This window comes from Novosphingobium guangzhouense (assembly GCF_002896965.1).
Lineage (GTDB): Bacteria > Pseudomonadota > Alphaproteobacteria > Sphingomonadales > Sphingomonadaceae > Novosphingobium > Novosphingobium guangzhouense.
In genome coordinates this window covers 18,304-35,973 of record NZ_LYMM01000042.1, presented here as the reverse complement: position 1 = coordinate 35,973, position 17,670 = coordinate 18,304, and the positions used below count along the sequence as shown (strand labels likewise).

Annotated in this window: 16 protein-coding genes; 12 read left to right on the top strand and 4 right to left on the bottom strand. The window is 66.5% G+C overall.

Translation table 11 applies throughout. The features are described from left to right. The first annotated feature begins 279 nt into the window (after positions 1-279). Genes A8V01_RS16145 through A8V01_RS28660 form a run of 3 tightly spaced genes read left to right on the top strand, consistent with a single transcriptional unit; the run spans position 280 to position 1,078 of the window. The gene (locus A8V01_RS16145) at positions 280-690 is read left to right on the top strand and encodes a hypothetical protein (protein ID WP_245892606.1); all 411 of its coding nucleotides are present in this window, start codon (positions 280-282) and stop codon (positions 688-690) included. Then, positions 687-881 carry a helix-turn-helix transcriptional regulator gene (locus A8V01_RS16140; protein ID WP_103096826.1) on the top strand — a complete coding sequence of 65 codons (195 nt, stop codon included), beginning with the start codon at positions 687-689 and terminating at the stop codon, positions 879-881. The genes A8V01_RS16145 and A8V01_RS16140 overlap by 4 nt, the downstream gene beginning before the upstream one ends. A gap of 50 nt (positions 882-931) precedes the next feature. After that, positions 932-1,078: a hypothetical protein gene (locus tag A8V01_RS28660; RefSeq protein ID WP_170065951.1), complete on the top strand. Its 147-nt coding sequence runs from the start codon at positions 932-934 to the stop codon at positions 1,076-1,078. A 12-nt stretch (positions 1,079-1,090) separates the two neighbouring features. Here A8V01_RS28660 and A8V01_RS16135 read toward each other — a convergent pair whose 3' ends face one another. After that, the gene (locus A8V01_RS16135; RefSeq protein WP_103096823.1) at positions 1,091-2,434 is read right to left on the bottom strand and encodes a glycosyltransferase family 39 protein; all 1,344 of its coding nucleotides are present in this window, start codon (positions 2,432-2,434) and stop codon (positions 1,091-1,093) included. A gap of 102 nt (positions 2,435-2,536) precedes the next feature. Here A8V01_RS16135 and A8V01_RS16130 point away from each other — a divergent pair, with 102 nt between their 5' ends. From A8V01_RS16130 to A8V01_RS16115, 4 genes are all read left to right on the top strand, one after another. Further along, positions 2,537-3,313 (top strand): alpha/beta hydrolase, encoded by a 777-nt coding sequence (locus A8V01_RS16130; protein ID WP_103096820.1) that lies wholly within the window; start codon positions 2,537-2,539, stop codon positions 3,311-3,313. 6 nt (positions 3,314-3,319) lie between these two features. Next, positions 3,320-4,201 (top strand): tetratricopeptide repeat protein, encoded by an 882-nt coding sequence (locus A8V01_RS16125; protein ID WP_103096817.1) that lies wholly within the window; start codon positions 3,320-3,322, stop codon positions 4,199-4,201. A 10-nt stretch (positions 4,202-4,211) separates the two neighbouring features. Then, positions 4,212-5,204, top strand: a complete 993-nt coding sequence (locus A8V01_RS16120; protein WP_103096814.1) for an LLM class flavin-dependent oxidoreductase — start codon at positions 4,212-4,214, stop codon at positions 5,202-5,204. A 95-nt stretch (positions 5,205-5,299) separates the two neighbouring features. Continuing rightward, complete coding sequence (locus tag A8V01_RS16115; RefSeq protein WP_103096811.1) at positions 5,300-6,526, top strand: NAD(P)/FAD-dependent oxidoreductase; 1,227 nt, start codon at positions 5,300-5,302, stop codon at positions 6,524-6,526. A 34-nt stretch (positions 6,527-6,560) separates the two neighbouring features. Here A8V01_RS16115 and A8V01_RS16110 read toward each other — a convergent pair whose 3' ends face one another. Continuing rightward, positions 6,561-7,436 carry a fumarylacetoacetate hydrolase family protein gene (locus A8V01_RS16110; RefSeq protein WP_103096808.1) on the bottom strand — a complete coding sequence of 292 codons (876 nt, stop codon included), beginning with the start codon at positions 7,434-7,436 and terminating at the stop codon, positions 6,561-6,563. A gap of 117 nt (positions 7,437-7,553) precedes the next feature. Continuing rightward, complete coding sequence (locus A8V01_RS16105) at positions 7,554-9,005, bottom strand: NAD-dependent succinate-semialdehyde dehydrogenase (protein ID WP_103096805.1); 1,452 nt, start codon at positions 9,003-9,005, stop codon at positions 7,554-7,556. A gap of 210 nt (positions 9,006-9,215) precedes the next feature. Between A8V01_RS16105 and A8V01_RS16100 the strand changes: the two genes are divergently transcribed. The 5 genes from A8V01_RS16100 to A8V01_RS16080 all read left to right on the top strand — a co-directional run bounded on the left by A8V01_RS16100 (position 9,216) and on the right by A8V01_RS16080 (position 17,198). Beyond that, positions 9,216-10,673 (top strand): aldehyde dehydrogenase family protein, encoded by a 1,458-nt coding sequence (locus A8V01_RS16100; protein WP_103096803.1) that lies wholly within the window; start codon positions 9,216-9,218, stop codon positions 10,671-10,673. Positions 10,674-10,687: 14 nt separating this feature from the next. Then, the gene (locus A8V01_RS16095) at positions 10,688-11,503 is read left to right on the top strand and encodes an SDR family NAD(P)-dependent oxidoreductase (RefSeq protein WP_103096800.1); all 816 of its coding nucleotides are present in this window, start codon (positions 10,688-10,690) and stop codon (positions 11,501-11,503) included. A gap of 13 nt (positions 11,504-11,516) precedes the next feature. Next, positions 11,517-12,542: an NADP-dependent oxidoreductase gene (locus A8V01_RS16090; RefSeq protein WP_245892605.1), complete on the top strand. Its 1,026-nt coding sequence runs from the start codon at positions 11,517-11,519 to the stop codon at positions 12,540-12,542. 33 nt (positions 12,543-12,575) lie between these two features. Beyond that, entirely contained in the window at positions 12,576-13,607 is a 1,032-nt protein-coding gene (locus A8V01_RS16085; protein WP_103096795.1) for a DUF2889 domain-containing protein, read from the top strand. A gap of 111 nt (positions 13,608-13,718) precedes the next feature. Beyond that, complete coding sequence (locus A8V01_RS16080; protein ID WP_103096887.1) at positions 13,719-17,198, top strand: indolepyruvate ferredoxin oxidoreductase family protein; 3,480 nt, start codon at positions 13,719-13,721, stop codon at positions 17,196-17,198. Here A8V01_RS16080 and A8V01_RS16075 read toward each other — a convergent pair. Beyond that, positions 17,111-17,635: a GbsR/MarR family transcriptional regulator gene (locus A8V01_RS16075; RefSeq protein ID WP_103096794.1), complete on the bottom strand. Its 525-nt coding sequence runs from the start codon at positions 17,633-17,635 to the stop codon at positions 17,111-17,113. The genes A8V01_RS16080 and A8V01_RS16075 overlap by 88 nt on opposite strands. Between the last annotated feature and the right edge of the window lie 35 nt (positions 17,636-17,670).

The following is a 17,670-nucleotide window of genomic DNA, read 5'->3' as shown; positions in this document are numbered from 1 at the left end:
TATTTCGGGAGAGAGACGCCGGTCCCGCCCGAAATCCGGGCGACGGCGGTACGCGTTCTCAGGCCGCGACCAACCGTGCCCGGATGGGCCGGGTAGTGACGGTAGTGGTCGTTGTGAGACGCGAAAGCATGGCCGCGATGTAGCGATTCGCGGGCATGAGCGCAATCCGGTGAGCAGGGTGCTTGTCTATTTGTAAAGCTGGCTTGACTTTCTACACCGACAAAGACAAGGTAACTTTACAAATGAACAAGGAACCTTGTCATGTCTTGTGGAACGTCCGTGAAAAACCCTGCCTATCGGCGCTATACCCGCCGCATGATGCCGCTGAGCCTGCTGTACGTGGGGGCCATCATGCTGGCATCGTGGCTGGTGCCGGACCGTGATCAGGCCAATGCGACGGCCATCGCGCTGGCCTTGCTGCCGGGGCTTGCAGTTCTGGGCTGGATCTGGGCGATGGCGCGCCTGCTCATCGAACTGGATGACGAATACCTGCGGGTGCTGGAAGTCCGCAAGTTTCTTGTCGCGACGGGCGTGACGCTTGCCGTTTGCAGTGTCTGGGGTCTGCTTGAAATCTATACCGACCTGCCCAGGCTGCCTGTATTCCTTGTGTTTCCGCTGTGGGCGATGGGCCTGTTCGTCGGCATGCTGGTCAACCGCATCACGCAGGGTGCATCCGGGAACTGCGCGTGAAGAACCGCCTGAAGGTTCTGCGCGCCGAACGCGGCTGGAGCCAGCAGGATCTGGCCGAACGGCTCGAAGTCTCACGTCAGAGCGTCAATGCGATCGAAACCGGGCGCTACGATCCGTCGCTGCCGCTGGCCTTTCGCATAGCCGATGTCTTTGGTATGGCGATCGAGGACATATTCCAAAGGGGTGAGTGATGGCGTCCGGGCCAGTCAGGCGCAGGCGGGGTGCAAGGATCGGCGTAGCCGTGGCGATCGCCGTGGCCATGGCGGTGTCGCTTGGCCTGTTCAGCTCTTCGGAAGAACCGGCGCAGGCGCAAGAGGAAACCAGCCTTGGCACCATCCGCGCGGACGGAAAGCTGGTGCTGCGGGTCTTCGCTCCGGCGCTTTACTGATCCACGCAGGCTTCAGTGCAGGGTGTGGGTGTGGGCCGTGCTGCCGCGATCACCCAGCTTGCCCAGCGCGGTCATGGCCAGCCAGCCCGCCGTCATGCAGACCCACGGCATCACCGGGTAGTGAAACCGCGACTGGCCCGAGAACACCAGACAGATCAGCGTCGGGTATAGCGCGATCCCGTAAGGCAGCAGCCACCAGCCGATCCAGCGCTGCCCATCGCGTCGGCGCCTTGCGATCATCACGAAAAAGGCTGCGGCAAAGGCCACCATCAGCGTGACGTAGAACCCCTGATTGAGCACGCGCACCGCCCGGTAGGCCAGTTCGAACCGGGGGTAGCCGGCGGCGCCGCCCTGATAGGCCCATTCAGCCTCACCATCGGGCAGCCAGAGGCGCAGGAACTTCTTCGGCGCCAGTTTCACGAAACGGTCGGGATGGGACGTGATCCATTCCATCCCCAGCCGCCGCGCTTCGGCATCGCGCTGCACTTCGTCAAGGCCGGTGCGGGCCATCAGTTCCTTAACCACGGGCGCGTCGGGCGTGTAGTCTCCGGTCGCGGTGTCGTGGTTGCCGGTAAGCAGGGTGTAGCCGCCATTGGTGGACACCGCGACCCAGTGGCCCAGTTGCATTTCATTGCGGATCGTCCACGGTGCTACGGTCAACGCGGCAAGCGCCAGCACTAGAAGCCCCTCTGAAACGAGGCCCGGCAGGCGCTTCCACATTTGCCCCATCCGCAGCCACTCGATCGCGAAAAGCAGCGGCACGACCACCAGCGTCTGCGCCTTCACCAGCGTCGCGACGCCGAACAGAAGGCCCGCGCTGACAAGGTGCCAGCGACTGGTGCGAGTCACGATCACCCAGCACCCGGCCATCAGCAGCGCGGTGTAGAACACTTCGGTCAGCGCCAGCGGGACATAGCCGATGGCGTTGGGATAGACCGCCAGCAGCAGCAGCCCTGCACGCGCTGCACCTTCCGAGCCGAACAGCCGCCGTCCCAGCACCAGCGTCAGCGCGCCGATCAGCATGGCGCTGGCAAGGTTGAACAGGCCCAGTGCCACTTGCGACACGCCAAACTGCGAGAATACAAGGCTCAGCGCGATCGGCCAGCCCGCAGGCCAGAACGCCGTCGGCGCTCCCGCATTGTCCAGGTAGCCCCGCCCCACCGCCAGACTTGCCGCGCGGGTATAGTACCACTCGGCATCCGAAGTGGGGGCAACGTCGATCAGCAGCACGGCGGCGCGCAGGGCGAAATACAGCGCCCAGATGCCCAGCAAAACCGAGCGATCGGTGGCGAACCATTCAAGCCGCAGCGAAAGCCGGGACGGACGGGTGGGAAAGTGGATGACCTTGGCGCTCATATCGGCCTGATCGGTTAGCGAAGGGGGTTTAAGATCGCATTACACCCGTGGAAGCAAGTCTTTGTCTTGCCCTTGGGCCAAGTGGTTCCCACTAAGGGCACCATGACCTCGACCAGTTATCTCGATCTTTCCGACGGGCGTTCGATCGCCTACCGCTTCACGCCCGGCACGGGTCCGGTGATCGTCTTCCTTCCGGGCTACATGTCCGACATGGCGGGTTCCAAGGCGGCCGCGCTGTTTGACATGGCGCGGGCCAGCGGGCTGCCCTGCCTGTTGTTCGACTATTCCGGCTGCGGCGAATCGCCGGGGCAGTTCGCGGATGGCACGCTCACCCGCTGGAAGCAGGAAGTGCTCGCCCTCGTCGCCGCGCTGGAGACGGACGAGAAGATCGTGCTGGTCGGTTCGTCGATGGGCGGCTGGCTGATGCTGATGGCGGGCCTTGCGCTGGGCGAGAGGCTGGCGGGCCTCATCGGCATCGCCCCCGCGCCGGACTTCACCGAATGGGGCATCCCGCAGATGGACAAGGCCATGCTGGCCGATGGCGAGACGATCTTCGAGGATAATCCCTACGGCCCCGAACCCACCCCCACGCACCCCGGTTTCTGGGCGGACGGGCAGGCCAACCTGATGCTGGACGCCGAGATCGCCATCGATTGCCCGGTGCGCCTGCTCCACGGCCAGCGTGATCCCGACGTGCCTTGTGAAGTGTCCATGAGGCTGGCGGAGAAACTGCGTTCAGCCGACGTGCAGGTCACGCTGATCAAGGACGGCGATCATCGCCTCTCGCGCGATGCCGACATTCGCCTGCTGCTGCGCACCGTCGCAGAGCTGGTGCTTCCGTTGGCAGCGCCGCGCGCAGAGGGCACCCCGGAGTCCTGATCCCCCATGTCCTCGCTGCTTCTCCTTCTTCCGCTGATGGCCCAGGTCGGCCCGGCATCCACCCTGCCGAGCGCGGCCAGCCCCTATGTCTCGCAGTTGCCGCTCGAAATCATCGAGAAGAAGGACAAGCAGGATCGCGACCGTCGTGCCCGCGAAGCCCAGAACGTCGCGCTTCCCAGCGCTCGTGGCAGCGCGGGTTGCATGAGCGCGGTCGAAGCGAACCCGGAAAAATCCGCAGAACTGGCCCGCGGCGCGCTGGCCGATGCGATCGGGCGCGAAAGGGTCCGCGCGGGCCTGTGCCTTGGCGTGGCGCTCAGCGATCTTGACCGCTGGGACGAAGCGCGCACGGCCTTCACCAATGCCCGCGATGCGGCTGACGTGGCCGATCATGCCAGCCGTGCCCGTCTTGGTGCGATGGCGGGCAACGCCGCGCTGGCTTCCGGTCAGGCGGGGCAGGCGCTATCGCTGCTGGCCCCGGCGGCAACCGACGCCAAGATCGTCGGCGATGCGGAACTTACGGCCTCGATCGCGCTCGACCGCGCCCGCGCGCTGGTTGCCGTAAAGCAGCCGGACGAGGCCGCCAATGCCCTTGCCGAAGCGCGCGCCGCCCAGCCGGACAATGCGCAGGCGTGGCTGCTTTCGGCCACCCTGTCGCGCCGTCAGGACAAGCTGGCGCAGGCGCAGGTCCAGATCGAAAAGGCCGCCAGTCTTGCCCCGCAGGACCCTGAAATCGGGCTGGAGGCGGGCGTCATCGCCATGCTTTCGCATAACGAGGGCGCGGCGCGGCGCAGCTGGGATTCGGTGGTTGCGGCATCCCCTTCCAGCGACGCGGCAGTGACCGCGAAGCAGTACCTCTCCCAGCTCGGATCTCCTGATCCGGCAAAATAAGGTTTCCCCCATGGTTCCGCTTTCCGTCCTCGATCTTGTCACCGTCCGCGAAGGCGGCACCGTTTCCCAGGCCCTCGATATCTCGGTCCGCACCGCACAGGCGGCCGAACGCGCCGGGTACAAGCGGTACTGGGTGGCCGAGCATCACGGGATGGACGGGATCGCGGGCGGGGCGACCTCGGTTGTGCTGGCACATCTCGGTAACGCCACCCGCACGATCCGCATCGGTGCGGGCGGGATCATGCTGCCCAATCATACGCCTTACGTGATCTCCGAGCAGTTCGGCACGCTGGCGGCGCTGTTCCCCGGCCGTGTCGATCTTGGACTTGGCCGCGCGCCCGGTGCTGACGGACGGCTCGCCCATGCGCTGCGCAAGGACATTCACGCCGCGTCGGAACGCTTCCCTAACGACGTGGTGGAACTGCAGGCGCGTTTCGGCGGGCAGGCGGCAGGCGGCGTGCCATCGCCGCAGGCATCCGGCGCGGACGTGCAGATGTGGATTCTCGGTTCCAGCCTGTTCGGCGCGCAGCTGGCGGCGATGCTGGGCCTGCCCTATGCCTTCGCCTCGCACTTCGCGCCTGCTGCGCTGGACGATGCGGCAAGGGTCTATCGTGAGCGGTTCGAGCCATCCGAAACCCTGTCGAAGCCGCACTTCATGGCCGCGATCAACGTTGTCGCCGCCGATACGGACGAAGAGGCGGTTTATCTGTCCTCCTCCACCGACCAGAGCTTCGTGGCGCTGCGTTCGGGCAATCCGGGACGGTTGAAGCCGCCGGTGCGCGATTACCGTGCCGGCCTGCCCGGCGCAGCGCGCGCGATGCTGGAGCAGGTCCGCTCGGTCAGTGCGGTTGGCAGCCCGGCAACGGTGCGGCAGGGGATCGAGGATTTCATCGCGCGCACGCAGGCGGACGAACTGATCGTCAGCATCGCCACTTACGACCCCGAAGCGCAAATCCGGTCGCTGGAACTGACCATGGATGCGCTGAAGGCGCCGGTGGGCTGAACATTAGTCCGGCACTGCGATAACACCCTGTCAGGGTAACTAGATTTCGCAGCGAGGCATTGACCGCGCGGTTAAATTGCGGAACTCAACGCTCCATGGAACAATCAGACGTCGTCATCGTGGGTGCGGGTCATGGCGGGGCGCAGTGTGCGCTTGCGCTGCGCCAGAACGGGTTCGAAGGGACCATCACCGTCATCGGGCGCGAGCCGGAGCATCCTTACGAGCGCCCGCCGCTGTCGAAGGAATACTTCGCGCGCGAAAAGACCTTCGACCGGCTCTACATCCGCCCGCCGACGTTCTGGGCCGAAAAGGACGTGACCTTCAGGCTTTCCACCGAGGTGACGAAGGTTGACCCGGCGGCGAAGGAACTGACGCTGTCGAACGGGACCACCTTCGGCTACGGCAAGCTGGTCTGGGCGACGGGCGGCGATCCGCGTCGGCTGTCCTGCGGCGGGGCGGAGCTTGCGGGCGTTCACGCGGTCCGCACGCGCGAAGACTGCGATACGCTGATGGCCGAAGTCGATGCGGGGACGAAGAACATCGTCGTCATCGGCGGCGGCTATATCGGGCTGGAAGCGGCGGCGGTGCTTTCGAAGATGGGCCTCAATGTGGTTCTGCTCGAAGCCCTGCCGCGCGTGCTTGCGCGCGTTGCCGGAGAGGAACTTTCCGAATTCTACCAGCAGGAACACCGCGATCACGGCGTCGATCTGCGCACCGGCGTCGCGGTCGATTGCCTTGAGGGCGACGGGCACCGCGTCACCGGCGTGAAGCTGGCCGACGGCGAGGTGATCCCGGCCGAGGCGGTGATCGTGGGCATCGGCATCGTCCCCGCAGTCGGCCCGCTGATCATGGCGGGCGCGAGCGGCGCGAACGGGGTGGACGTGGACGAGTTCTGCCGCACCTCGCTGCCCGATATCTATGCGATCGGCGACTGCGCGGCCTTCGCCTGCGACTATGCGGGCGGCACGGTGATGCGCGTGGAATCGGTGCAGAACGCCAACGACATGGCGACCTGCGTGGCCAAGGGCATCTGCGGAGACGCCAGGCCCTACAAGGCGTTCCCGTGGTTCTGGTCGAACCAGTATGACCTGAAACTGCAGACGGCCGGGATCAACCTGGGGTTCGACAGGACCGTGATCCGCGGCGACGTTGCGGCCCGGTCGTTCTCGGTGGTCTATCTCAAGGACGGCAAGGTGCTGGCGCTCGATTGCGTCAACATGGTCAAGGACTACGTGCAGGGCCGCAAGCTGGTGGAAGCCGGCGCCACGCCGGACGTGGAGCAGCTGGCCGACGCGGGCGTGCCGCTCAAGGAACTGGTCTGAACCCATTCCTCCCCGAGAAAGCTCGGGGAGGAATTCAGGGCTCCATGCCGTCCAGCGGTGTCTTGCGGCCGGAGCCGCCCGTAACCGCGACGGTCATTTCGCCCAGCCCCTGCATCCACGCATGCATGGTGTCACCCGGCACCACCGGCCCGACCGAGCGCGGCGGGGTGCCGGAGAAGATCACGTCGCCGGGATGCAGCGTCATCACCGAAGCGGCATGTTCGACAAGATCGGCGATGCCCAGCACGAGGCGGCGGGTATTGTCCACCTGGCGGTCCTTGCCATTGACGGTCAGGCGAAAGTCCAGCGCATCGGGGTCTGCGATCTCGTCGCGCGTGGTAAGCCATGGGCCCATCATGCCATATGTATCGAAGCTTTTGCCGAAGCTGGGAAATTCGCTGCCCTGCATCGTCATGTCGAGGCCGATGCAATAGCCTGCGACATGATCCATGGCCTGCGCGGCGGGGATATCGGTGCCCGCCTTGCCGATGACGATGGCGATCTCCATTTCGTGGAACGTCGTGCGTTCGGGCCAGCGCAGGATAACCCCGTCGGCAGGGCCTGCGGCGGCGCTGGTCATCTTGAACAGCAGGCCGAGGCGGCGCGGATGACCACCGGCAGCCAGCACTTCCTCGAAATTCCCCGCGCCGCAGACGAACTTGCCGGGGTTGGCGACAGGGCTCTTCAGCAGCACGCGTGACAGCGGGACGCCTGCGCTTTCATCGGCCAGCGCGTCCATCTGCGGGCGCATCCCTTCAAGGTGGGCGATGAACTGGTCGCCGGGCGGGAACGGCCAGCGCAGGGCAGGCAGCGCCTGTGCAACGGCGGTGACGTCATGGACAAGATCCCCGCGTACCACGCCGACAAGCACCGGGCCATCGGCATGGGTCTGGTATCGGCAGATCTTCATGGCATCCCTTTTCCGCGTTACCGGAAAAGGGCGCTAGCGAGGAAGGCAGCCCTCGGGCAAGCACCGGCTGTCCGCCGTGCCTGCCCGAGCGTCCGGGCAATGTTCAGGGCCGCCTGATCAGGCGGGCTTGATACCCATGCACAGGTACTTCACTTCCATGTAGTCATCGAGGCCGTAATGCGAACCTTCGCGGCCGAGGCCCGACTGCTTGACGCCGCCGAACGGCGCGACTTCGGTGGAAATGAGGCCGGTGTTGATGCCAACCATGCCTGCTTCCAGCGCTTCGGCCACGCGCCACACGCGCGACAGGTCGCTGGCGTAGAAGTAGCTGGCAAGGCCGAACTCGGTGTCGTTGGCCATGCGGATCGCGTCGGCTTCATCGGTAAAGCGGATCACGCCTGCCAGCGGGCCGAAGGTTTCCTCACGCGCGAGCTTCATGTCGGGCTTCACACCTGCAACCACGGTGGGGTTGAAGAAGCTGCCGCCGAGCGGGTTCCGCTGGCCGCCCGCCAGCACCTTCGCGCCGCCGTCGACCGCGTCCTTGAGGTGCTCTTCCACCTTCTCGACCGCCTTCTCGTCGATCAGCGGGCCGACCTGCACGCCTTCGTCCAGGCCATAGCCGACCTTCATCGTGCTGACGCGCGCGGCCAGCTTTTCGACGAATTCGTCATAGACGCCGTCCTGCACGTAGAACCGGTTGGTGCATACGCAGGTCTGGCCGCCATTGCGGAACTTGGAGATCATCGCCCCTTCGATCGCGGCATCGACATCGGCATCGTCGAACACCAGGAACGGCGCGTTGCCGCCCAGTTCCATCGAGCACTTCTTGATCGTCTCGGCACATTCGCGCAGCAGATCACGGCCGATCTCGGTGGAGCCGGTGAAGGTCAGCTTGGCGACCTTGGGGCTGGCGGTAAGGGCCGAGCCGATCTGGCCCGCGCTGCCGGTGACGACGTTGACGACGCCCTTGGGAATGCCCGCCATCTCGCAAAGCTGGGCGATGGCAAGGGCGGAATAGGGCGTTGCCGATGCCGGCTTGATGACGATGGTGCAGCCTGCCGCCAGTGCCGGGCCAAGCTTGCGCGTGATCATCGCATTGGGGAAGTTCCACGGCGTAATCGCGGCGACGACGCCGACGCCCTGCTTGATCACCACGATCCGGCGGTCGGCGGCGTGGCCGGGGATGGTGTCGCCATAGGCGCGCTTGCCCTCTTCAGCGAACCATTCGATGAAGCTGGCGCCATAGGCGATCTCGCCCCGGCCTTCGGCCAGCGGCTTGCCCTGTTCGCGGCTGAGCAGTTCGCCCAGATCGTCCTGGTGCTGGATCATCAGTTCGAACAGCTTGCGCATGAGCTTGGCGCGTTCACCCGCAGTCTTGGCGCGCCAGGCGGGAAGCGCGGCTTCGGCAGCGTCGATCGCGCGGGCGGTTTCGTCTGCTCCCATCTTCGGCACGGTGCCCAGAACCTTGCCGGTGCCGGGGTCGGTGACTTCGAACGAGGCCCCGGAATCCGCATCGATCCAGGCGCCGTCGATGTAGCACTGCTGCTTCAGGAAATCGGTATAGGCCATTTCGTGCGGTTCCTCGTGTTCTGCCGGTGGAGTGTCTCGGACGGACGCTCGCGGGTTCCGGCATGGTCTAGGGATGAGCCCTAGCGGTTACAAGGCACGGCCGCGCCCTGCGACAAGCGCGAGGTGGCAAGATTGACGCATCTCCACGTGTCGGCTAGTCTCACTAACGAACAATAATTCGCAAATGCGAATATATTCGGGAGAGCGGGCTTGGAATACGCAGGGTATGTCGGCGGCACCTTCGTGCGTGGCGAGGGCGAGCGGTTCGAGGTCCAGAACCCTTCCGACGAAACGATCGTGGCCGAAGTCGTCGGCGTTTCGGCCGCGCAGGCGGATGCGGCGATCGGTGCAGCGCGGCAGGCGTTCGATGGTGGTGCATGGTCGGGCCTGAGCATGAAGGCGCGCGCAGCGGCGATGACCCGCTTTGGCGAAGCCCTGCGCAAACGCGCCGTTTTCCTCAAGGATTGCGCGGTGAACGAAGCCGGGTGCCCGGTTTCCTCCACCGTCATGGGCGCACAGGTCCACGCCCCGCTACGGATGACGGACGAGATCATCGATCTGTTCCTGCGTCTGCCCGAGCAGGAGGAGAACCCCCTGCCGATCCACGAACGGGTCAATCCGCATTTCGTGGTGCAAAGCCTCAAGCGCTGGTCGCCGCTGGGCGTTGTCTCTGCGATATCGGCGTACAACGTGCCGTTCTACACCGCGTTCTGGAAGGTCGTGCCCGCGCTGATGGCGGGCAATTCCGTGATCCTGCGGCCCAATCCGCTGACCCCCATCTCATCCATGATTTTCGCCGAAGCGGCCGAGGAAGCGGGCCTTCCGCCCGGTGTCATGAACGTGATCGTCGAGCCCGGTCTGGCGGGCGGCCTTGCCATGACCACCGATCTGCGCGTCGACATGGTTTCCTTCACCGGCTCATGCGCGGTGGGGGCGAAAGTGGCCGAGCAGGCGGCGCCCACGCTCAAGCGGCTGGTGCTGGAACTGGGAGGAAAGTCCGCGCAGATCTACCTGCCCGATGCGGTGGCGCGGGCGCCGTCAGCGGCCTTTTCGGTCTGCACCTCGCACGCTGGGCAGGGCTGCGTACTGGGCACGCGGGTCTTCGTTCCGCAGGAGAGCAAGGCCGAAGTGCTCGAAGGCATGGCGAAGCTGCTGGCGGGCGTGAAGATCGGCCCGGCGGCCGATCCGGCGACGCAGCTTGGCCCGGTGATCAGCGCGGGCCAGCGCGATCGCTGCGCGCATTTCACGCAGGCGGCGGTCGAGGCCGGCGGGCGCGTAGTGTGCGGCGGCAAGCGGCCCGAGGGCTTCGACAAGGGGTTCTACTGGGAGCCGACCGTGCTCGACCTGCCCGACAACGCCAACCCGGCCGCGCAGGAGGAGATCTTCGGGCCGGTAGTGGGTGTGATCGGCTACCGCGATCTCGACCATGCGGTTGAGATGGCGAACGACAGCCGCTTCGGCCTGTCGGGCTGGGTCCACGGGGCGGACAAGGTCAAGGCGCTGGAAGTGGGGCTGAAAATCCGCAGCGGCGCGGTGAACGTCAACGGTGCGATCATGTCCAGCTACGCCAGCGGCGGCGGCATCAAGATGAGCGGCCTTGGCCGCGAACGCGGGGTCGAGGGCCTGCGCGAGTTCCAGATGATGACCACGTTCAACCTGGGCGGGTGAGGGGAGAGAAGGCAATGCAAGGACTGGTTCAGGGCAAGGTCGCCCTCATCACCGGCGCGGGCTCGGGCGTGGGGCGCGCGGCAGTGCTGCTGTTTTGCGAACATGGCGCGAAAGTGATCGCGGCCGATATCGACGGCGCCAGCGCTCAGGAAACTGCCTCGCTTGCACGTGCGGCGGGCGGAGAGGCGGTGGCGGTAGCCTGCAACGTTGCCGATCCGACCAGCGTAGATGCCGCGGTGGCTCAGGCGGTGGAAAGCTTCGGGCGGCTGGACGTGGTCTACAACAACGCGGGCATCACCATCAGCCCGGTGCCGGGAAAGGGGCTGCGATCGCTGGTCGAATGCGATCCCGAGGAAATGAAGCGGGTGGAGGACGTCAACATCAACGGCGTCGTCTATGGCTGTCAGGCGGCCATCCGGCAGTTCGACAGGCAAGGTGAGGCGGGGCTGGGCCGGGGCGGCGTGATCGTATCCACTGCTTCGGTTGCAGGGCTGATGGGCTATGGCGGCGTGCTGTACGGCGCCACCAAGGGCGCGGTGGTGCAGCTTACCCGCGCACTGGCGATCGAGGTTGCGGACAGGGGCATCCGCGTCAATGCCGTTTGTCCGGCGGGCATGCTCACGCACTATGCGGGGATGAACCCCGACAGCGAGCATCGCGATCGCATCCTCGAAGGGATGGGCAAGGCGCATCCGCTGGGCAAGGCGATCGACCCGCGCGACACCGCATCGGCGGCGCTGTTCCTGGCCTCCGACCTTGCGGGGAACATCACCGGCGTCAACCTGCCGGTGGACGGCGGCCTTTCCGCCGGGCGCAAGACCGGTGGCTGAAATGGCGCAGACGATGAAACAGGTTGTGCTGGCCGCCTATGCGCAAGGCAATCCGCAGCCCGGCGATTTCCGGGTCGAGGAGGTTCCCATCCCGCAGCCCGGCGATGGCGAGATCCTGCTCAAGACGCTCTATCTGGCGGTCGACCCGCTGCTGCGCTTTTCGGTGGACGAGACGGTGCTGACCGGCGGCGGCCGGGCGGAGCTTGGCCAGCCGATGATCGGCCCCGTGGTGAGCGAGGTCGTGACGTCCAACCATCCCGATTACGCGGCCGGCGATGTGGTTGAGGGGCGTTCAGGCTGGCAGGAATATGCCGTGCTTGCCCCTGACCAGAGCGACTATCGCGGCCCTCCGCGCAAGCTGGACACAACGCTGGCCCCGGTCTCCACCGCACTGGGCGCGCTGGGCGGGCCGGGGCAGACCGCTTACGAGGGGATCGTCAACGTCGGCCGCGTCACGGCGGGCGAAACGGTGGTGATTTCCGCCGCAGCGGGTGCGGTGGGATCGATCGCGGGGCAGATCGTCAAGGTGCTGGGCGGCCGCGCGGTCGGCATCGCGGGTGGCCTGGCCAAGTGCGCGGCGCTGCTTGACCTCGGCTTCGATGCGGTGGCGGACTACAAGGCGCCGGACTTTGCGGCCCAGCTTCGTGCGGCGCTGCCCGAAGGGGCGGACGTCTATCTCGACAACGTGGGCGGCGATGTGACGATGACCGTATTGCCCCTGCTCAAGCGCGGGGCGCGCATGCCGATGTGCGGGTTCATCGCCTATTACGGCGTCGGAATGGAAGGACCGGGGCCTGACCGGCTTCCCGGCTTCTACCGTCTGATCATGAACAAGGGGCTGGAGATCAGGGGCTTTGCCGGGATGCTGGCGGGCCAGAAGGGGCTGGAGGATATCGCCGGGTGGATGAAGCAGGGGCGCATTCGTTTTGCCGAGTCCATCGTGGATGGCATAGAGGCCGCGCCCGCCGCCTTCTCCAGCGTGTTTTCGGGCCATGAGCATGTCGGCAAGCTGCTGGTACGCGTCGCCCACCGGGGTTGATCGGCCGGGCGCGAGGGTGCAGCCTTGGTTGCCATGACCACGACCACCCTTCCGCCGCCGCCGCGCAGCACGGCCAATCCTGCCCCGGTTCGCGCGGCGGGATCGGTCCGGCGCACGACCAGTATCGATGTGTCGTGGCCCGATGGACTCGATGGTCAGCGGCGCTTCATCGGCGCAGCGCGGGACTTGTGGACGCCGCTGGCGGGTGAAGACGGCCTTGTCCTTGCCGATGCCCGGTTCGATGCCCGCATGACCGAGGACAAGACGATCACCGCGATCACCGCCGATCCTGCGTGCGATGCGATCGCCCGTCTTGTCGGCGCGCGTGCAGGTGGTCACTTGCGCGGTCTGCTGCGTGACGTCATGCCCGATATGGTCGCCGCCGCGCATCCGCTTTACATCGTGCTGGATGACCTGTCTGGCACCGCGCTGGTCAGTTCTTTCGCTTGGTCGCAGTGGCACCCGGACTGGGCGGACCGGCTGCGCGAGAAGCTGGGAGAAGAACGGCACACGCAGATGATGGCGCAGCGTGTCGACGTGTGCTGGGGATTGCAGGAAGGCAACAGCGGGGTAACGGGCGACGTCGATCCGGAAAAGGTCGCCAATGCGGATGCAGGAGACTTGCGCAACCCCGCAGATCCGCTGGGCTGGCATAGGCTGGCCGACCATGACGGCCCCGGCTTTCGCCGCGCCCGCCGGATCGATGTGACGCGGGACGAGGAAGCAGGCGTGATCTCGATCGATTCCGCTTTCCAGGACAGCGCGATGCGGCGCGACGGCAGCCGCGTTGCGATCCACGAATATCGCCTTGCTGCGCGCGTTGATGCCGCCACGCTTGAAGTGCTGTCGCTGGAGCCGGAGGCGCGCATTCTGCCGTTTCCGGAATGCCCCGGCGCCATCGCCAATACCCGGCGCCTGATCGGCCGCAACCTTGCCGAGATTCGCGGCGATGTGCTGGCCCAGCTGCGCGGGCCGGATGGGTGCACGCACCTGAACGATGCCCTGCGCGCGTTGGCCGACGTGCCCGCCCTTGCAGCGCGGATAGAGGCGTCGGCACACCGCTGAGCGCCGCATGCGCAACCCTGCTTGACCGGGACGGCGGTGGCGCGCGCGCTTGCTTGCGCCTGATCCGGCCGTCTGGAAAGCCCGGTGCTTCAAGGCAAGCCGGGAGCGCGCGTGACCAGAACGGTCGTCACCCTCGAAGACAAGTATACGCAGAGCGAAGGGCAGGTCGTGCTCTCGGCGCTTCAGGGCGTGGTGCGGCTGCTGTTCGAGCAGGCCCGGCGTGACCGCGCGGCGGGGATGCGCACGGCGGGTTATGTCACCGGCTATCGCGGCTCGCCCATCACCACCCTTGATGCGCAGCTGTGGGCCGCAGAAGGCTTGCTGGCCGAGCATGACATCCGCTTCGAGCCGGGGCTGAACGAGGAACTGGCGGCGACGTCCCTGCGCGGAACACAGCAGCTGGACTGGTATGGCCGGGCCCGTGTCGATGGGGTTTTCGCGCTGTGGTATGCCAAGGGCGTCGGCGTCGAGCGGGCGGGGGAAGCGATCAGGGCGGCGAACCTTGAGGGAACGCACTCGCGTGGCGGTGCGCTGCTGCTGTGCGGCGATGACCATGCGGCCAAGTCCTCGCTGACGGCACACCAGTCCGAACATGTGCTGATGACCGCGATGGTCCCGGTGCTTTATCCCGCCACGACGGACGAGATCCTTGCGATGGGCCAGCTCGGCTGGGCGCTGTCGCGGGCGAGCGGGCTGTATGTGGGGGTAAAGGCGGTGACCGACACGCTGGACCTGACCACCACGGTGACGCTGCCGGGGCACTCCTTTGCGATCGCCATGCCTGACGGTGACGCGGCCTCAACGGGCCTGCCGATCGGCTTGCGGCCGGGCATGTCGGCGCTGGAACAGGAGGCGGCGGTGATCGAGCGACGCCTGCCCATGGCGGGGCGCTTCGCGACGCTAAACCGGCTGGACCGGGTAAGCCACGATACCCCCACCCCGCGCCTGACAGTGGTGAGCGCGGGCAAGGCGTGGCTCGATCTGTGCCAGGCGCTGACCGACCTTGGACTGGATGCGGCGCGATGCCGGGCGATGGGGCTGCGGGTGGTGAAGCTGGGGCTTGTCTGGCCGCTCTCCGCCGATTTCGTGCGCGATGCCTGCCAGGGCAGCGCCGAAGTCATGGTGGTGGAGGAGAAGCGCCCCGTCATCGAGGACCAGCTGGCCCGCGCCTTCTACGGCCGTTCCGAAGCCCCTGCGCTGAGCGGAAAGACGGCGCCTGACGGTACGCCGCTGCTGCGCGAGACCGGCGTGCTCGATCCTGCCACCGTGCGCCGCGCGCTGGTATCCCGGCTGGCGGCTCTGGGCCTTGCCGACGAGCAGGTCCGCAGGCGTGACACCGCCTTGCGCGCTGTGGAGGACAGTGCCGTCAGACTGCAGCGCACGGCGATCCGGCCGGCCTATTTCTGCTCCGGATGCCCGCACAACACATCGACTCTGGTGCCCGATGGCAGCGCGGCGATGGGGGCGACGGGGTGCCATGGTCTGGCCCACTACATGCCGGAACGGCGCACGATGCAGACCGTGTCGATGGGGCAGGAAGGCATGCCGTGGGTCGGGGCGCAGCATTTCGTCGATACGCCGCACATGTTCCAGAACCTGGGTGACGGGACTTACACGCATTCCGGGCTGCTGACGATCCGCGCGGCGGTGGCGGCGCAAAGCCGGGTCACTTTCAAGATACTCTACAACGATGCGGTCGCCATGACCGGCGGACAGCCCGCCGAAGGCGCGCTGACGCCAGAGCAGATCGTGCGCGAACTGGTGGTGGAGGGGGTCGATCCGGTCGTGCTGGTGAGCGAGGATCCCGCACGCTTTGCTGCATCAAACCTGCCGCGCGGCGTGCGCGTGCTGCATCGCGATCATCTGGATGGCGTGCAGCGGGACTTGCGCGAAAGGCCGGGCACCTCCGCCATCGTCTATGAACAGACATGCGCGAACGAGAAGCGTCGCCGCCGCAAGAAGGGCGCGTTCCCCGACCCTGACCGGCGGCTCTGGATCAACCCGGCGGTCTGCGAGGGCTGCGGTGACTGTTCGGTGCAGTCCAACTGCCTGTCGGTGGTGCCGGTAGAGACTGCGCTTGGCCGCAAGCGGGCGATCGACCAGTCCACCTGCAACAAGGACTATTCCTGCATCAAGGGCTTCTGCCCCAGCTTCGTCGAGGTATCGGGCGCGGTTCCGGCCAGACGCAAGGTGGATCATGCCGCGCTGATGGCGCGCGCTGCCGCGCTGCCGGTGCCGTCCGTGCGCGGGCTTGACGGCGGCCCGGTTGCACTTGCCGTGGCCGGCATCGGCGGGACCGGCGTGCTGACGGTCGGCGCGATCCTTGCCATGGCGGCGCATCTGGAAGGCAGGGCCGCCAAAGTTCTGGACCAGACGGGCATGGCGCAAAAGGGCGGTGCAGTGACCAGCCACGTGCGGATCGGGCGCGATGCTGCGGATATCCCTTCGGCGCGGCTGGGTGCAGGGCAGGCGGATGTGCTGATCGCCTGCGACCTTGTCGTCGCATCCAGCCCGGAAATACTCGCGCTGGCCCGCGCCGACACGCGCGTACTGGCGAACGAGGACGTGGTGCCGACCGGAGAGTTCCAGCGCAACCGCGATCTCGACATTACCGCCAGCCGCTTTCTCGATGCCGTGGCCCGGCGGGTGGAACGTTCACGGATCGCCTCGCTGCGGGCGGGCGGGCTTGCGGGCGGGGTGCTTGGCGACACCATCTTCACCAACCTGATGATGCTGGGCTTCGCCGCGCAGCACGGGGCCTTGCCGGTCTCGCTGGATGCGCTGACGCGTGCGGTGGAGCTGAACGGCGTTGCCGTGCGCGCTAACCTTGCCGCGCTGGCGCTGGGGCGACTGGCGGCGGCGGGCGAGGATGACGGGGAACTGCTGCCGCCCGAACCTGCGTTGCCGCGCGCCTGTCGCGAAGTGATCGATCACCGGGCGCTGCTTCTCACGGCCTATCAGGATGCTGCCTATGCGGGGCACTATCGGGCTTTTCTGGCTGAAATCGAAGGTACGCTCAAAGCACGGGGGATCGATGAGCGTGACGGCTTCCTTGTTGCCGTTGCCCGCAGTCTTGCCCGGTTGATGGCATACAAGGATGAATACGAAGTGGCGCGCCTTTACGCCGATCCCGCGTTTCGCGCCGGGCTGGGGGCTGCGTTCGACGGGCGCGCGCGGCTGAGGGTTCATCTTGCGCCGCCGCTGCTGGCATGGCGGCGCGACGCACGCACCGGGCGTCCGCGCAAGATCGCGTTCGGTGCGTGGATATTTCCCGTCTTCGCGGCGCTGGCGCGGTTCAGGCGGCTGCGCGGTACGGCCCTCGACCCGTTCGGGTACACGGCAGAGCGGCGGATGGAACGCGCCCTTGCCGGAGAGTATCGCACCTTGATGCGGCAGGTTGCCGAAGCAGCCCGGCCGGAAACCATGGGGCTGGCCGCAGAGCTGGCCGCTGCGGCGGACGTCGTGGTCGGCTTCGGCCCGGTGAAGGAGGCAGGTGTGGCGGCTTACCGTGCCCGCGTGGCGGAACTGCTGGAGCGACTGGCCTCTGCATCCTCTCCGGCCCGGACCGGGCGGGAAACCGAGCCTGCCTGATCGGCTGTCACGCCTTCGATCGCTGAACGCATGGCAGTGTAGAATTCGCTTATCCGCGCGAAACGCTGGGCAACCGGGGCGGCGATGTCACGCTCGCGCTGGGCGGTGAACAGACGCACCTGCCGGTCAAGCAACTGCGCCTTGTCCACGAAGGGGCCGCTGAAATCGTCCGGCACCGAATAGTAGATACGGCGGCTGCCGGGTTCGCCCTGACGCCGCGCATTGCCGCAGTGTTCAAGGGTGCGGGCGGCCACGCTGGCGTTGCTTTTGCTCATGCCCAGGTCGGCGGCGATCTCGTCCAGGGTGGCGGGGGCTTCGCGCAGGAGCAGGTAGGCATAGATGCGTCCGACCGGCCGGGGCCAGCCCCAGGGGGCCATCAACATCGCCATGGCGTCAAGAAAGGCTTCGTCCTGCTGCGACAGCTTGATGTTCGACATATTCTGGATTTACTGAATTTAGATCACGGGCGCCA

Excerpts from the sequence above, each read along its gene's own strand:
- A8V01_RS16135 (WP_103096823.1), bottom strand. The coding sequence starts at position 2,434 with ATGAGCGCCAAGGTCATCCACTTTCCCACCCGTCCGTCCCGGCTTTCG.
- A8V01_RS16130 (WP_103096820.1), top strand. The coding sequence starts at position 2,537 with ATGACCTCGACCAGTTATCTCGATCTTTCCGACGGGCGTTCGATCGCC.
- A8V01_RS16125 (WP_103096817.1), top strand. The coding sequence starts at position 3,320 with ATGTCCTCGCTGCTTCTCCTTCTTCCGCTGATGGCCCAGGTCGGCCCG.
- A8V01_RS16120 (WP_103096814.1), top strand. The coding sequence starts at position 4,212 with ATGGTTCCGCTTTCCGTCCTCGATCTTGTCACCGTCCGCGAAGGCGGC.
- A8V01_RS16115 (WP_103096811.1), top strand. The coding sequence starts at position 5,300 with ATGGAACAATCAGACGTCGTCATCGTGGGTGCGGGTCATGGCGGGGCG.
- A8V01_RS16110 (WP_103096808.1), bottom strand. The coding sequence starts at position 7,436 with ATGAAGATCTGCCGATACCAGACCCATGCCGATGGCCCGGTGCTTGTC.
- A8V01_RS16105 (WP_103096805.1), bottom strand. The coding sequence starts at position 9,005 with ATGGCCTATACCGATTTCCTGAAGCAGCAGTGCTACATCGACGGCGCC.
- A8V01_RS16095 (WP_103096800.1), top strand. The coding sequence starts at position 10,688 with ATGCAAGGACTGGTTCAGGGCAAGGTCGCCCTCATCACCGGCGCGGGC.
- A8V01_RS16090 (WP_245892605.1), top strand. The coding sequence starts at position 11,517 with ATGAAACAGGTTGTGCTGGCCGCCTATGCGCAAGGCAATCCGCAGCCC.
- A8V01_RS16085 (WP_103096795.1), top strand. The coding sequence starts at position 12,576 with ATGACCACGACCACCCTTCCGCCGCCGCCGCGCAGCACGGCCAATCCT.
- A8V01_RS16075 (WP_103096794.1), bottom strand. The coding sequence starts at position 17,635 with ATGTCGAACATCAAGCTGTCGCAGCAGGACGAAGCCTTTCTTGACGCC.